At 36.9% G+C, this 15,293-nt stretch carries 15 protein-coding genes; 10 read left to right on the top strand and 5 right to left on the bottom strand.

What is annotated here, in order from left to right; translation table 11 throughout:
* Positions 1-347 precede the first annotated feature (347 nt).
* The 10 genes from qoxA to lacD all read left to right on the top strand — a co-directional run bounded on the left by qoxA (position 348) and on the right by lacD (position 8,453).
* Complete coding sequence (gene qoxA / locus APS80_RS01590; protein ID WP_059106530.1) at positions 348-1,481, top strand: cytochrome aa3 quinol oxidase subunit II; 1,134 nt, start codon at positions 348-350, stop codon at positions 1,479-1,481.
* Positions 1,481-3,469, top strand: a complete 1,989-nt coding sequence (gene qoxB / locus APS80_RS01585; protein WP_059106529.1) for a cytochrome aa3 quinol oxidase subunit I — start codon at positions 1,481-1,483, stop codon at positions 3,467-3,469. Before qoxA ends, qoxB begins: the two co-directional genes overlap by 1 nt.
* Positions 3,459-4,064 (top strand): cytochrome aa3 quinol oxidase subunit III, encoded by a 606-nt coding sequence (qoxC, locus tag APS80_RS01580; protein ID WP_059106528.1) that lies wholly within the window; start codon positions 3,459-3,461, stop codon positions 4,062-4,064. Before qoxB ends, qoxC begins: the two co-directional genes overlap by 11 nt.
* Entirely contained in the window at positions 4,061-4,351 is a 291-nt protein-coding gene (qoxD, locus tag APS80_RS01575) for a cytochrome aa3 quinol oxidase subunit IV (protein WP_059106527.1), read from the top strand. The genes qoxC and qoxD overlap by 4 nt, the downstream gene beginning before the upstream one ends.
* A gap of 261 nt (positions 4,352-4,612) precedes the next feature.
* The gene (locus APS80_RS01570; protein ID WP_059106526.1) at positions 4,613-5,362 is read left to right on the top strand and encodes a DeoR/GlpR family DNA-binding transcription regulator; all 750 of its coding nucleotides are present in this window, start codon (positions 4,613-4,615) and stop codon (positions 5,360-5,362) included.
* A 244-nt stretch (positions 5,363-5,606) separates the two neighbouring features.
* The gene (locus APS80_RS01565; protein ID WP_059106525.1) at positions 5,607-6,038 is read left to right on the top strand and encodes an RpiB/LacA/LacB family sugar-phosphate isomerase; all 432 of its coding nucleotides are present in this window, start codon (positions 5,607-5,609) and stop codon (positions 6,036-6,038) included.
* Between the two features lie 13 nt (positions 6,039-6,051).
* A complete protein-coding gene (gene lacB / locus APS80_RS01560; RefSeq protein WP_059106524.1) occupies positions 6,052-6,567 on the top strand; it encodes a galactose-6-phosphate isomerase subunit LacB in 516 nt (171 codons plus the stop codon).
* A complete protein-coding gene (locus tag APS80_RS11095) occupies positions 6,567-7,082 on the top strand; it encodes a 1-phosphofructokinase family hexose kinase (protein WP_258026014.1) in 516 nt (171 codons plus the stop codon). The genes lacB and APS80_RS11095 overlap by 1 nt, the downstream gene beginning before the upstream one ends.
* A gap of 11 nt (positions 7,083-7,093) precedes the next feature.
* Positions 7,094-7,519 (top strand): PfkB family carbohydrate kinase, encoded by a 426-nt coding sequence (locus APS80_RS11090; protein ID WP_258026015.1) that lies wholly within the window; start codon positions 7,094-7,096, stop codon positions 7,517-7,519.
* Positions 7,512-8,453, top strand: a complete 942-nt coding sequence (gene lacD / locus APS80_RS01550; protein ID WP_059106523.1) for a tagatose-bisphosphate aldolase — start codon at positions 7,512-7,514, stop codon at positions 8,451-8,453. The genes APS80_RS11090 and lacD overlap by 8 nt, the downstream gene beginning before the upstream one ends.
* Before the next feature lie 100 nt (positions 8,454-8,553).
* On the opposite strand, the gene APS80_RS01545 is transcribed toward lacD, so the two are convergent.
* From APS80_RS01545 to APS80_RS01525, 5 genes are all read right to left on the bottom strand, one after another.
* A complete protein-coding gene (locus APS80_RS01545; RefSeq protein ID WP_059106522.1) occupies positions 8,554-9,813 on the bottom strand; it encodes an MFS transporter in 1,260 nt (419 codons plus the stop codon).
* 170 nt (positions 9,814-9,983) lie between these two features.
* Positions 9,984-11,396, bottom strand: coding sequence for a 6-phospho-beta-galactosidase (gene lacG / locus APS80_RS01540; RefSeq protein ID WP_059106521.1), 1,413 nt, complete (start codon positions 11,394-11,396; stop codon positions 9,984-9,986).
* A gap of 241 nt (positions 11,397-11,637) precedes the next feature.
* A complete protein-coding gene (locus APS80_RS01535; protein WP_059106520.1) occupies positions 11,638-13,401 on the bottom strand; it encodes a PTS lactose transporter subunit IIBC in 1,764 nt (587 codons plus the stop codon).
* Between the two features lie 14 nt (positions 13,402-13,415).
* Positions 13,416-13,742, bottom strand: a complete 327-nt coding sequence (locus APS80_RS01530) for a PTS lactose/cellobiose transporter subunit IIA (protein WP_059106519.1) — start codon at positions 13,740-13,742, stop codon at positions 13,416-13,418.
* Between the two features lie 398 nt (positions 13,743-14,140).
* Entirely contained in the window at positions 14,141-15,286 is a 1,146-nt protein-coding gene (locus tag APS80_RS01525) for a serine hydrolase domain-containing protein (protein WP_103170790.1), read from the bottom strand.
* Positions 15,287-15,293 lie beyond the last annotated feature (7 nt).

The following is a 15,293-nucleotide window of genomic DNA, read 5'->3' as shown; positions in this document are numbered from 1 at the left end:
GTTCGATGTAACCGTTTGATTGTGATTTTTTTATTTTGTCACCTTCTCACCTATTTGACGCGGTACATTTGTTCGTTTAAAATTTAACTGTCAATAAGGTGAAGCGTCCTAATTGATAACGGTTCTCGCTAATTTTAAGTGGTTTTAGACCATTATCATTAAATATATCATTTTTCACAAAATGTACACATAATTTTAATAAATGGTCGAACGCCCGCCAGACCTTGCGTCTGTTGGGCTTAATTAAATTTTACAAGAATTTTTTTACCGTAACCACTTGTAAATATTCAGTAATAACTTAAAATTAGTGTTAAGCCCTACAATTGTAGTATTAGGAGGTCAAAAAAGTGTCAAAATTTAAGTCTTTGCTTCTATTGTTTGGCTCAGTCGCTTTGCTTAGTGGTTGTTCCAACGTAGAAGTATTAAATCCAAAAGGGCCAGTAGCAAGCGACTCAAGATTTTTGATTATCTATTCAATTATCTTCATGCTTGTTATTTGTGCTGTAGTGCTTATCTTATTCGCAGTATTCCTTGTCAAATACAGACTCGGTAATACAAAAGAATCTGGTAAGATGCACCACAATGGTTTAATCGAAACAATCTGGTTTATTGTTCCGATTCTTATAGTTATTGCTTTAGCTATTCCAACAGTTAAATCATTATATCTATATGAAGAAACACCAGAGAAGAGCGAAGATCCTATTACGATTTACGCTACAAGTGCTGGGTATAAATGGTTCTTTGCATATCCAGAACAAAAAATTGAAACCGTAAATCACTTAACCATTCCTAAAGATAGACCAGTTGTCTTCAAACTCCAATCTATGGACATGATGACAAGTTTCTGGATTCCACAATTGGGTGGTCAGAAATATGCAATGACTGGTATGACAATGGACTGGACTTTAACCGCTGATCAAGAAGGTACGTTCCGAGGACGTAACTCAAACTTCAACGGTGAAGGATTTGCTCGCCAAACATTTGATGTTCATTCCGTTAGCCAAAGTGAGTTCGATGATTGGGTACAAGATGCCAAAAGTAAAAAAGTACTTACACAAGATACTTTTGACAAACAAGTGTTACCTACAACTGAAAACGAAAATCTAACATTCAGTGGTACACACATGGCATTCGTTGATCCAGCAGCTGATCCAGAGTATATCTTCCATGCTTACGATCGTTACAACTATGAACAAAAAGATCCAAACTTTAGCACACCTGAAGAAATGACCGAAGACATTTTAGATAAACCGGACAAACCAGCGCGTAAGGTTCAAGTTACAAATCCAAACTACGAACGTCACGGTATGACACCGGTAATCTTAGGCAACAACGAACCATATAGTGATGAACTCAAAGATGAAGAGTCTCACAATATGGATGAAATGGAAAAAATCTCTGAAGGTGCTAAAGATGAAAAAGCATCTGAATTAGAGAAAAAAGACAATGAACATGAACATGAACATGGAGGTGGACATTAATGAATTTTCCATGGGACCAATTGATAGTACATGGTAACTGGATGATCACGGCAGCACAAATCGGTGCCCCATTCTTAGTTATCGGTATTATCGCATTAGTAACTTATTTCAAATTATGGAAATACTTGTTTAAAGAATGGTTCACATCCATCGACCATAAAAAAATCGGCTTAATGTATTTAATCTGTGCCGTACTTATGTTTGTACGTGGTGGTATTGATGCGTTATTAATTCGTACTCAATTAACAATTCCAGATAATAAATTCCTCGAAGCTAACCACTATAACGAAATATTCAGTACACACGGTGTTATCATGATTATCTTCATGGCGATGCCATTTATCTTCGGACTATGGAACATCGTTATCCCATTACAAATTGGTGCACGCGATGTAGCCTTCCCTGTATTGAATAACGTTAGTTTCTGGTTGTTCTTCGCAGGTATGGTGTTATTCAACCTATCATTTATCGTTGGTGGTTCACCAGCAGCAGGTTGGACAAACTATGCACCGCTAGCCGGTGAATTTAGTCCTGGTCCAGGTGTTAACTATTACTTAATTGCGATTCAGATTTCGGGATTCGGAAGTCTGATGACGGGTATCAACTTCTTTGTAACTATACTTAGATGTAAGACACCTACAATGAAATTTATGGAAATGCCAATGTTTACAGTGACAACATTTATCACTTCATTAATCGTTATCTTGGCTTTCCCACCATTTACTGTAGCATTAGCATTATTCACAGCAGACAGAATATTTGACACTGCGTTCTTCACAGTAGCAAATGGCGGTATGCCGATGTTATGGGCTAACTTCTTCTGGGTTTGGGGGCACCCTGAAGTGTACATCGTTATCCTACCAGCATTCGGTATTTACTCAGAAATCATACCTACATTCGCCCGTAAACGCTTATTTGGTCATAAGAGTATGATCTGGGCCACTGCAGGTATTGCATTCTTAAGTTTCTTAGTATGGGTTCACCATTTCTTCACTATGGGTAATGGTGCATTAATCAACTCATTCTTCTCAATTACAACAATGATGATCGGTATTCCAACCGGTGTTAAATTGTTCAACTGGTTATTCACCCTATTCCAAGGTCGAATATCCTTCGAATCACCGATGCTGTTCGCACTCGCGTTCATCCCTAACTTCCTATTAGGTGGGGTTACCGGTGTTATGTTAGCGATGGCAGCAGCTGACTATCAATATCACAACACATACTTCTTAGTGGCCCACTTCCACTACACGTTAGTAACAGGTGTTGTATTTGCCTGTCTCGGTGGTTTAATCTTCTGGTATCCTAAGATGATGGGATACAAACTAAACGAAACGTTAAACAAATGGTGCTTCTGGTTATTCATGATCGGATTCAACGTTTGTTTCTTACCACAATTCGTACTCGGATTAGATGGTATGCCACGTCGTTTATACACTTACATGCCTGAAGATGGTTGGTGGTTATTAAACGTCATTTCAACTGTCGGTGCATTACTAATGGCTTTAGGCTTCTTATTCTTAGTCGTAAGTATTGTTTACAGTCATTTCACATCACCACGTGAAGCAACTGGTGATAACTGGTATGGTTTAGGACGTACTTTAGAATGGTCAACAGCATCAGCTATTCCACCTAAATACAACTTTGCCATCACACCTTATTGGAATGATTATGATACATTCGTAAATCTTAAAGAACATGGTCGTCACTACTTAGACAACCACAACTATAAAGATATTCACATGCCAAACAACACAACAGTTGGTCTCTGGATGGGTATCTTTATGACAATCGGCGGCTTCTTCCTTATCTTTGAAACATTGATTCCAGCAATCCTTTGTCTCATCGGTATCTTTGGCACTATGCTTTATAGAAGTTTCCAAGTCGATCACGGTTATCATATTCCAGCTAGTGAAGTGGCTGAAAATGAAAAACGTTTACGTGAAGAACGTATGAAAGAAAAGGAGGCTGTAAGTTATGAGTCATGAGGTGAACACTATTGATTCACGTACGCACGAAGGTAATTTGAATAAACTTGGCTTCTGGGTTTTCCTTACAGCTGAATTCTCATTATTTGGTACGTTATTTGCAGCTCTTTTAACGTTACAACACGGTGGTAGTTATGGTGGTAAATTAACTACTGATCTCTTCGAACTACCCCTTGTATTAATAATGACGTTTGCATTATTAATCAGTTCTTACACATGTGGTATTGCAATTTACTACATGCGTAAAGAAGCTCAAAGCAAAATGATGCTTTGGATGATTATCACAGTGCTATTAGGTGTTGTGTTCGTCGGATTCGAAATTTATGAGTTCGCACACTATGCCTCTGAAGGAGTTAATCCAACCATTGGTTCTTATTGGTCAAGTTTCTTCATCTTGTTAGGAACACACGGTGCCCACGTTTCCTTGGGTATTGTTTGGATTATTGGTTTACTTATCCAAGTTGCAATGCGCGGCTTGAATAAAGACAATGCTCCAAAATTATTTATAGTAAGTTTATACTGGCACTTCTTAGATGTTGTTTGGATCTTCATCTTCACTGCCGTATATATGATAGGGATGGTGTATAGCGGATGAATACTATATTAAAACACACAGTAGGTTTTATCGCTTCGATCGTACTTACAATTTTGGCCGTGTTCGTAACTCTATACACATCAATGCCTTTAAATACTAAGATTACAATTATTTTCGGATTTGCTTTCATCCAAGCTGCAGTTCAATTACTTATGTTCATGCACTTAACTGAAGGTAAAGACGGAAATCTACAAGGGTTCAAAGTTCTCTTTGCAATTATCATCACATTAGTTATCGTTGTCGGTACTTATTGGGTAATGCAAGGTGGACACGGAAGCCATATGTAAGGCACCCATTTTTGGGAAAAGCTTCTCTTCGGAGAAGCTTTTTTTATTTGCTATATTTCGTTTAACATCCCCCATTTTATTTATCTTTTTACTTATCTCCCCTCTACTATTTTTGTGAGCACCATTACTAAAAATATATTGTGAACGATTCATAAGCGGTGCTAAATAGAGTTATTTATATTTTCTAATTACGTTCCTAACTTAATATTTTTTGTTATGTTATAATAAAGAAAATTTGAGATAGATTTAGGTAGTGAAGTTATGAATATTAAAGAAGCGAGACATCAAATTATACTAGACAAGTTAAAATCAGCGGGAACGGTATCAGTTAATGCGCTATCTGAAGAAATGGATGTCGCTCAGATGACCGTCAGAAGAGATTTGAAAGAATTGGAAAATCACAAACAGCTCATTCGTGTACACGGAGGCGCAGTATTACCTGAGCAATACTATAACGAATTAGCCAACGATGAAAAGAAAGCCTTACAAAGTGCGTCTAAATCTGAAATAGCGCAAAAAGCAAGTGCATTGATACAAGATGGTGATACAGTCTTTATCGGTTCAGGTACGACAAATGAATCATTATATCCATATTTAAACGATAAATCTTTACATATCATCACTAATTCGCTACATATTTTCCAACAGTATACCCATCATGATCATATTGATGTCGTGCTCGTAGGTGGACGTTATCGAACGAAGACAGGAACGTTTGTCGGCGTACTAGCCAACGCAGTATTAGAGCGCTTGAATATCGATAAATGCTTTATCGGCGCAAATGGTATCTACAATCAATATGTCAGTACCGCAAATGAAGAGGAAGCACAAGCAAATAAAATCATTTTAGACCAATCCAAAGAAAAATATATCACTGCAGATCAGTCTAAATTTAACATCCGGGCATTCATCGAATTCTATGATATTGCACAGCTTACAGGTATTATCACGGATGATGCACTAGATTCTTCTGTATACGAAAGTTATAGCGACTATACGAAAATATATTAAATTCATAATACTGAGAGCACATTCATCAACATGTGTTCTCAGTATTTTTTGCTTTGTTGAGCTATTTCAAACGTTTTTATCCATCTGATTTTGACCTCCTTCTCCTTTTTCTTCATTAAATTTCGTAATATTGACACAACTACATGACTTTCTTGTAGATATACACGTAGTAAATTGACAGGCAAAATGAAAATGTGTATAGTTTAAATAGCACAAAAAAAACATTTTCGAACAGTAGGCACCCATGTCTATTTTTATTCATTCAGACCAAGCATCACAGACGTTAAAACAACGCATTATTGATGATTTAACAGCACATGATTATGAGGTGATTGATCTCGCAATTGAACAACCTTCAGATGATATCACAGAAATCACACGTGCTTTAACAGAACGCGTGGCTGCACATTCAGGCAGTAAAGGGATCATTATCGATCGCTATAGTATCGCACCGTTTATTTTAGCTAATAAGTATAAAAATATTATCTGTGCGATGATTTCAGACGAACAATCTGCGAAAATGACATGCCGTCACAACAATACGAATGTCATTACATTAGGTAGTGAAACTGTAGGTATACTGGTTGCACTTAATTGCGTACGTACATTTTTACAAGCAACATACGATGGTGGTCGTCACCAAATTCGCATCGATATGTTAAATCACTTATGTTAATGGAGGAATCAGCATGAAAATAGCAATTGGTTGTGACCATATCGTTACAGACATCAAAATGAATATCGTTACGTATCTTAAAAATTTAGGTCATGAAGTGATCGACCATGGTACCTATGACTTTCACCGTACACATTATCCTATCTATGGCACATTAGCTGCACAAAGTGTCGTCAATAAAGAAGCTGACTATGGCATCGTCCTCTGTGGCACAGGTGTAGGAATTAGTGTCTCAGCAAATAAAGTACCTGGTGCGCGTGTAGCCCTCGTACGTGATGCGACAAGTGCACGATTAGCGCGTACAGAATATGACTGTAATGTGATTGCAGTTGGAGGAAAAGTGACAGGTTATGATTTAATCATTAATATCATCGAAACATTCCTTTCAACAGAATACGAAGCAACACCAGAAAAGGATAAATTGATTGAAGCGATGAACGATACATTGAAAGCAGAAGATGTACATTACGATAATGACATGTTCAAATCTTATTTAACGAAGTGGGATAACGGAGAGTACACAGACTAATGTCTCATAAGTTATTAACTGTAACACTGAATCCAGCGATCGATATTAATTACCCTATCCCCGATTTTCAAATAGATAAAGTACAACGTACGGAACAATCTTTTAAATCAGCAGGAGGAAAAGGTTTAAACGTTGCTAGAGTGGCACATCTATTAAATTTGAATGTTAGTTGTACAGGGATTGTAGGAGGCCATTTTGGTGAATGGCTTAAAGCGGATTTAGATCGTTCCAACATGGATCATCAATTTATCTCTTCTCCGGTCGAAACACGTTTATGTATCGCAATCAACAGTGATCACAGTCAAACAGAAATATTAGAATCTGGTGCGACACACCCTACAGAGATGCCACAACAGTTTTTAGAACATTTCGCAAAATTAATCACTGATTACGACTTCATCACGATTTCTGGTAGCTTACCTAAAGGTTTCGACACAATGTACTATGTCCGTTTATTAGAAATTGCACATGAAGCTCAGAAAAAGTATGTTTGGACACTTCTGGTGAAGCATTAAAAAATGCTATTTTGCATTCTCAACACTGTCCACCCTATTTAATTAAACCAAACAGTGAAGAGCTAGCCATGCTCGTTAATGATAATGCATCTAAGGACGTTAGAGAAATTTTAACGGCATCTCACCTTGCACACATTCCAAATATATTGTTGTCCCAAGGTGCTGAAGGTGCTGTACTTCGCACAAAGGAAACATGCTATCAATATACTATTCCAAAGATTAAAGTAGTGAACCCAGTCGGTTCAGGCGATAGCTCAGTCGCTGGTTTCTGTTATGGTTTAGCACAAACTCAATCATCTGTAGAAGCAACAAAATATGCGATGGCTGCCGGTGTTTGTAATGCAATGGAACACCGCACTGGTTATATCGATCTCACAAATTATCAACACGTTTTATCACAAATTAATTGTACAAAGGTGGCACAACAACATGACTAAAACAATCGAACCCCTATTAAACGACGATGGTTATATTGCAGCACTCGCAATCGACCAACGTGGTGCATTACGTAAGTTACTTGGTGAAGATGCCTCAGTGGCAGATATTGAACAATTTAAGACACAGGTTTCGCAAAACTTAACACCTTATGCCTCAAGTATTCTATTAGACCCAGAATATGGACTCCCTGCTTCTGAACAACGCGATGCTTCTTGTGGTTTACTCCTCGCTTATGAAAAAACAGGATACGATACCACACAAACAGGTCGTTTACCAGATTTACTTGATACCTGGTCAGTCAAACAATTAAAAGCAAAAGGTGCAGATGCAATTAAGTTACTTGTCTATGTAGATGTTGACGAGGATGAGACTATCAATAAACAAAAAGAAGCATTCGTAGAGCGTGTAGGGAGTGAATGTCTTGCTGAAGAGATTCCTCTGTTTTTAGAGCTTGTATCTTATGATGCGAATATTGCTGATGCTTCATCTAGTGAATATGCGAAAGTGAAGCCACACAAAGTTATTGAAGCAATGCGCACCTATTCAGATCCACGTTTTAATGTAGATGTATTGAAAGTCGAAGTCCCTGTTAACATGAACTTTGTCGAAGGGTATGGCGAAGAAGTACTTTACAGCAAAGCAGAAGCCGCACAATATTTCAAAGACCAAGCCGCTTCGACATCATTACCTTACATTTACTTAAGCGCGGGTGTCACTGCAGAATTGTTCCAAGAAACGTTACGTTTCGCCAAAGAAGCAGGTTCTACGTTTAATGGTGTATTATGCGGTCGTGCAACATGGAAAGATGCGACACTTCATTTCTCTGAAGGACCAGAAGCTGTGACAGAATGGTTCAATACACAAGGAAAATCGAATATTGAAACACTTAACGAAATATTAAAAACAACAGCGACACCTATTGAATTAAACTAATTAAACAATCTATAAACCTCCTAATAAAAAAGTGATGATTACTCAACCTTAATCGGGTAATCATCACTTTTAATATTTTATGCTTCGGTAGCTATTTGATTTATGATTCTATTTCCATATGATTGAGGGATTTAATTTGTCTCATATCTTTATCTAATAAATAAAATATTGCAATCACGATACTCATTAAACTCAGGAGTATAAAATTCACATTAATCGTTTCAAAAAGATTCGGTAATATGCCGCCAATGAAAGCACCCAACGGCATTAATAAGCTCAGTAAAGTCTCATTCGTCGTTGCTACCCTTCCCAGCATATGTTCAGGCGGTAGTATTTGGAAAGCATTAATAAATGTTAAGTTAATTATGCCAATGAATAGGTTGGATATGAACAATAAACTCAAGGTAACGAGAAAATAGTTCGGACTGATCACAAAAATAACTAACCAAACTAATCCTAAACACACAAAATTCACAAACAGTAAGTGACTGAAATTTAATCTTTTAATAATTGTCGGTCCTATTAAAAATCCGACAATCATACCTAAACCATTAATAAATAACATAAGACCATAATTAATACTATCATGACCTTGAGCCACAGCCATTTTGGGATAAACGACAGCAACTGCAGAAATTGCGAAGTTAACGATGGATAAAGGAATTAATAATTTTAAAATGGTTTTATGAGCTACATAATGTAAACCATCCTTTAAATCTTGGATATAGTCTTCAAAGAAAGTAGGATTGGGCTTATTCTTTTGATCATCTTGATTAACGTTAGTTGATTTAAGTTTCAACAGTTTAAACATAAAAAATGCGACGACAAAGATGGCAATATTAATAGTAAACAACGTCTGTATCATGAGCACACTCAATATGACCCCTACCATGCCATCTAGTACAATATCCATCCCTTTATAGGTAACTTGAAACAGTGAATTATGTTTCATTATTTCTTCTTTACTTTTAGAAATTTTAGGTATGAGCACATTTTCAGCAGGATAAATAACAGAAGAACAGACTAGAGAAACACTTAATAACAAAAATAATCCTATCAAATGAACAATATTAAAATAAAATAACAACGTCATACCTATAACAATGATAATTTGAAGGAATGTACTGAAATATAAAATTTTGACCGTGTTATATCGATCGAGTATAGGGCCTATAAAAATCATTAATATATCTATTATCCCGACGATGACACCGATCAAACCTAAATAAAATGTATTATGATATTGGGTTGCGACATACCAGGTGAGTGAGATAAGTATGATACTATCACCAATATTCGTAAGTACCCTACCATATAATAATTTATAAATGTTAGATGTAGATATATCAAAGTTTTTCATAATCTGTCCTCGTCGTTTTCTCAATTTTCTTACTATTTATAATAAGATGACTGACTGTATTTCGCAATGACTAACACAAACAATCTCTAATAAAACAGCAACTTCACCCCACGTGTTAGGATAAAGTTGCTGAACATATAGTGAATCTATCATTTTTAAAAGACTTATACTTATTCTTGCTGATCGATAGCTTCTGATAATTTCTTGTACCAATACGCGCTATCTTTCACATATCGTTTTTGTGTTTCAAAATCGATATAGAATAAACCATAGCGTTTGTTGTAACCGTTAGACCAACTAAACATATCTTGTAATGACCAAATGAAGTAGCCTTTCACATTAACATCGTGTTTTACATAAGCTTCTTCGACCGCTTCTATATGGCCTTTGACATAATCAATGCGTGCTTTATCATGTACAGAGCCATCGCTTTCAAGCACATCTTTGTACCCTAAACCATTCTCTGTAATGTAGATTTTATTATAGTTAGGATGATCTTCTTTGATGCGAATCATCATATCTCTAAGGCCTTCAGGATAAATGTACCAATCCCAATCATTACGCGGAATCGCTTCATTTTTAGCGACTTCTCCAATGCCTTTCACACGGAAAATCGCTGTTCCTTTTTCCCCAGTACCATTATGATGAATCAAGCTTTCCTCATTGTGGGCTTTAATCCAGTTACTTTGGTAATAGTTGATACCGATAAAGTCTAATTGTTGGCTCGCTTTGCCCATTTCTGCGAGCTCATCCTGTTTCATTTCTAAGTTACTAAATTGATCTCCAAGTATTTGTTGTACTGTGCTTAGCTTTTCTAAACTATAATGGCCTAAAAAAGTGCCATCTAGTAAAAAGCCATTCATAAAAATATCATGTTTATATGTCGCGATTTGGTTTTCTAACTTGTCGTCGATACTGTAGAATTGCGTTAACGCATGAACCAGACCAATTTCACCTTCATAGCCCTTTTCCTTAAACAAGTTAACCACTCGACTATGTGCCACGAGTTGATTGTGTTGCGCTTGTAAACATTTCAACGTATTGTACTTTTCACCTGGAGGAAAAGCACCTGTAATATACTGCCCTAATACATAGGCAATCGGTTCGTTAATCGTCACCCAATATTTCACGAGATCATGATACTGCTCAAAAACGATTTCAGCAAAGCGTGCAAATGCGTCAATCTGATCTTTATTCGACCAATCTCCGGCAAAATGTAAAGGCTCTGGTGTATCAAAGTGATGTAATGTCACGTAAGGTTCCACATGATATTTATGACATGTTTCTAATACGTTTCTATAATATTCAATTCCTTTTTCGTTTATGTCACCTGTACCATCTGGAATAATGCGCGACCAGGCTATCGAAATACGGAGGGCTTTTACTCCATATTCTGAAGCGAGTTTAATATCTTCTTCATAACGATGATAAAAATCACTTGCAGGGTCTGGGCTAAAGCGCCCTTGCTTTTCTAAAAATGCGTCCCAACTTACGCGGCCTTTTCCGTCTTCTGTACTAGCACCCTCTACTTGATAAGCTGCAGTGGCTGCTCCTAATACAAAATCTTTTGGTAATTGTGTCATAAGATGATATCTACTACAAATCCATTATTCAAAGATGAAGTTATATGTTGTGCTCAAAATAATGTGTGTTTACGACTTGTAGCTTTTCCTTTCCTATATTTATATAGCTCCATTAAACACATTTAAGCTGTATCCAATTTTTTCAGTTATCTTTTGCAATTTAACTTACGAATGATTTACTTTATACCTTCATCATTTAATATTGCGACATATTGAATTACTTACTTTCTTTCATTTCTAATTATTGTGCATCGTGCTCTTTTAATTTTTCAAAAATGAGTTTCATTGCGCCTTCTCCATCACGAGTTAACCCAATATATTGTCTACCTGTTGTCGGCATGAGTACCGCACCATATTTATCAGTGAATTTCTTCATTTCGCCTTTCATCGCATCCATTTGAGGTGCGAGAATAACGATATCCATATCTTTGATCAGATCCATATCTTGACCATAGGCACGTGCAGTTGCTTCGAGTGCGACACCTTTTTCTTTCGCTGTTTTATTTAAACTGTTTGCTAAGATACCACTTGTACCGCCACCCGCACATACAACGAGCACATTCGTATGGTCACGAGATGTATCTACAAATGGTTCATCATCTTCTGGTTGTGCAACCGCTGCTGGTGTTGTAGTGGCTGCTGAATCTGATGTGCTCACTCCTGCTTCAGGTAAATCTGTTGCCATGTTAGAACTTGGTGCTGCTGTAGCTGTAGCTGCCGCTGCAACTGCTAAATCTGCACGTTCTTCGTCTAATTTTAATTTGTCATAGGCTTTTACAAATGGGAACCAAATCGTAAAGTCTATCACGAGTAATACTGCGATGAGTACAAGTGATAACGTCGCGAAGTTGGAAGCCATATAGATACCTATTGGACCTGGTGTAGGCCATGGTAAGAAGTGCATAAATCCGTTCATACCTAAGTGGTCAACAAAGAATTTAAGCACCCATGAATTAATAATTGGTGAAATAATAAATGGCACCATGAATACCGGATTCAAGATGATCGGTGCACCGAAGAGTAGGGGTTCATTCACGGCAAATGTCGTCGGAATGAACGAAGCTTTACCAACGGCTTTCAATTCTTTAGATCTACATAAAAACATGAACAAATACGGTACTAGTAAAGTGGCACCTGTACCACCCATCAATGCAACAAAGTCTTGTGTGGATTGAGTAAGGGCATATTGAGCATGTTCCCCACTACGGAAGAGCTTCAAGTTTTCTACTTGGTTATTATACATAATCGCAATAACAGCTGGGCCTACAACTGAAGGACCATGTACGCCAATGAACCAGAAGAAAGCCATAAAGCCAAAGATCACCGCAAATCCAAGGTAACCATTCGCAGCTGTAAACAATGGAGAAAGTAATTTCGTTACTAACTCAGCTACGTTGGCATGTAAGAGATTTCTAACCAAAATATCTAAAATCCAGAAAAATGAAAGCGACAGCGCAAAGGGAATCATATCTTTAAAAGCTTGTGAAATGTTACCTGGCACTTGAGGCGGCATTTTAATGGTGATGTTACGAGAAATACAGAACTTATAAATATTCGGTACAATAAATGCGACTAAGAATGCTGCGATTAAGCCCTTTGTACCAAACATATCAATGTTAATTGCACCATCTTTAGCAGGATTCATCGCTAAGATAAATAAAGATGATTCAGCTGCTACGAATGTTGAAATCACATTGATTTGGTTCGTCTTCGGCATTTTTAAGTTCTTATTATCGGTCAGTGATTTCGTCACTGTACCTGCCATAAAGACGGCTAACATACCCATCGTAAACGTGTACACTTTCATGATGGTTTCTTCGATGTGTTTAGGCCAATGGAAGCCCCAAACGTTAGGTACATAAGCCACCAAAATAAATAAAGATGAAAAGAGAATTACTGGCATTAATGCCACGAAACCATCACGAATTGCTGCTAAATATGGATTAGAAGCAATCTTTTCAAAAAATGGTTTCATTCGTTCAATAGCTTTTATGATCTTGTTCATGGTGTCACCTACTCTTAGTTAGTAAATTGATCAAGTTGTTCGTATAAATCAATGATATAGTTCGCAGCATCTCTGAGTGCCATTGTCGTCATTAAATGGTCTTGACCATGCACCATGATAAAGCTGAGATCCGATGATTCGCCACTTGCTTCTTGTGCTAAAATTTGTGTTTGTTCCTTATGTGCTTCAGTGATATATTCATTTGCGACACGTATGTATTCACGTGCTTGATCAAATGATTTATCTTTTGCTGCTTGCATCGCAGCCATTACTTCACGTCGCGCATCTCCTGCAATGGCTACAATTGTGAAACCAGCCATCATATTATCTTCTTTACTCATTGTTGAAACCTCCTAGTATGCTCAGTTGTCGTATTGCATTATGTCATCCTACCTTGTGATGAAATGAATTGATTGGAATTGTGTCACCCCTCATTGCATGTTCGAAATTGTTCGATTTTGTTTACAATAAAAATATACCGCTTTCATAACAGTTAGTCAATTCATTTTCTAAAAATTTGCATTAATTCTTAAACATTTTTATATCAGTCATGTAACCGCTTACCTCATAACAACTTTTACTCATTTCTTTAGTCCAAAAGCACAAAAAAACAGAGTCGTTTGATGAGAAAGGAGAATACCTATCTCTTTCATGTTTCACGTTAATAGTGATTCACGTGATACACATGTTCAATCAACTCTGTTTTATATTTATAAAATTTAAATATTCGTTTTTTCTATTATACGGGTTGTTTGAGAATATGGTGGAATATATGTCTAACCTTTGCTTCGTTATTGGTTTGAGTAGGTTCATAATTTGAACCAAGAACCACTGTATATTCCTCATTCGCATACACCGTAAACACATTCCGATAAAACGCACCATGTAAACGATTCTTCACGGGATAACTATAGAAACCATACCTGTAATTAAATGGATAAGCCTTCGTTTTAATAGAATGCAACATCTCTTCGGTGACTTGGGGTGAAAAGATTTTGTACTGTTGGAATGCAGTAAATAACTTACCCATATCTAAAGGGGTCATATATAAATTCCCTGCACCATAGTAAGCATCTTGCCCTATCGGAAATGCTTGAGTGATAATGCGATAATGATCATAATATCCCTTTGCCATTCGTGTTTGATAATCTGGATCATTAAAAAATGCGGTTGTCGTTAACTTGAATGGTGCTTTAATACGTGTATTGAAATTTTCTGCAAAAGACTGGTTCGTAACAATTTCAATAATTCGCGATAATACCAAATAGTTCGCATCACTATAATAGAACCGGCCAGATTGTCTTACATCCATACCGTTATTTCGAATCGTCTCTACCGCATCAGCTAAGCTGTGATTGAATTCATTTGGTTTAAATGGCAAAAGACCACCACTATGTAGCATGAGGTGCTTTAATTTGAGTGGCTTCGGCATTTGAAATTCAGGTAAATATTTGGTCACAGCATCATTGATATCGATTTTGTGTTCTAGCTCGAGTTGTTTCAAGATTAAACCGGTGGTGAATTTTTGTGCTGAACCAATCAAAAACATAGAATTAGCATCATTTGCTTCACCGGTTGAAAAATCTCTTATCCCGTAGCCTTTATTAAAAATAAGTTTGCCTTGATGATAAATCGCAGCTGCCCCATTAAACTGAAGTTGAGATAAGTAGTGATTGATTTGACTCAAAAGTGGGTCACTGTCATTTTCAACTGTTAGTAACGTGGGAATTTCATTCGTTTGTAGTTCTGATAGGTGCTCAGGTTTGGCTGCACTACTGTATGACTTTTCTGCGACTTCATGTTGTGATGAATTACAACTTCCACAAAAAAGCATGCTGACCACTATACAAACACCTATAAGTGGTTGATTCTTGAATCTGCTCATTGTTGTG

The organism is Staphylococcus auricularis (assembly GCF_001500315.1).
Taxonomy (GTDB): Bacteria; Bacillota; Bacilli; order Staphylococcales; family Staphylococcaceae; genus Staphylococcus; species Staphylococcus auricularis.
Note: the sequence above shows the minus strand (reverse complement) of the source record. Positions and strands in the feature narration are given on the sequence as shown.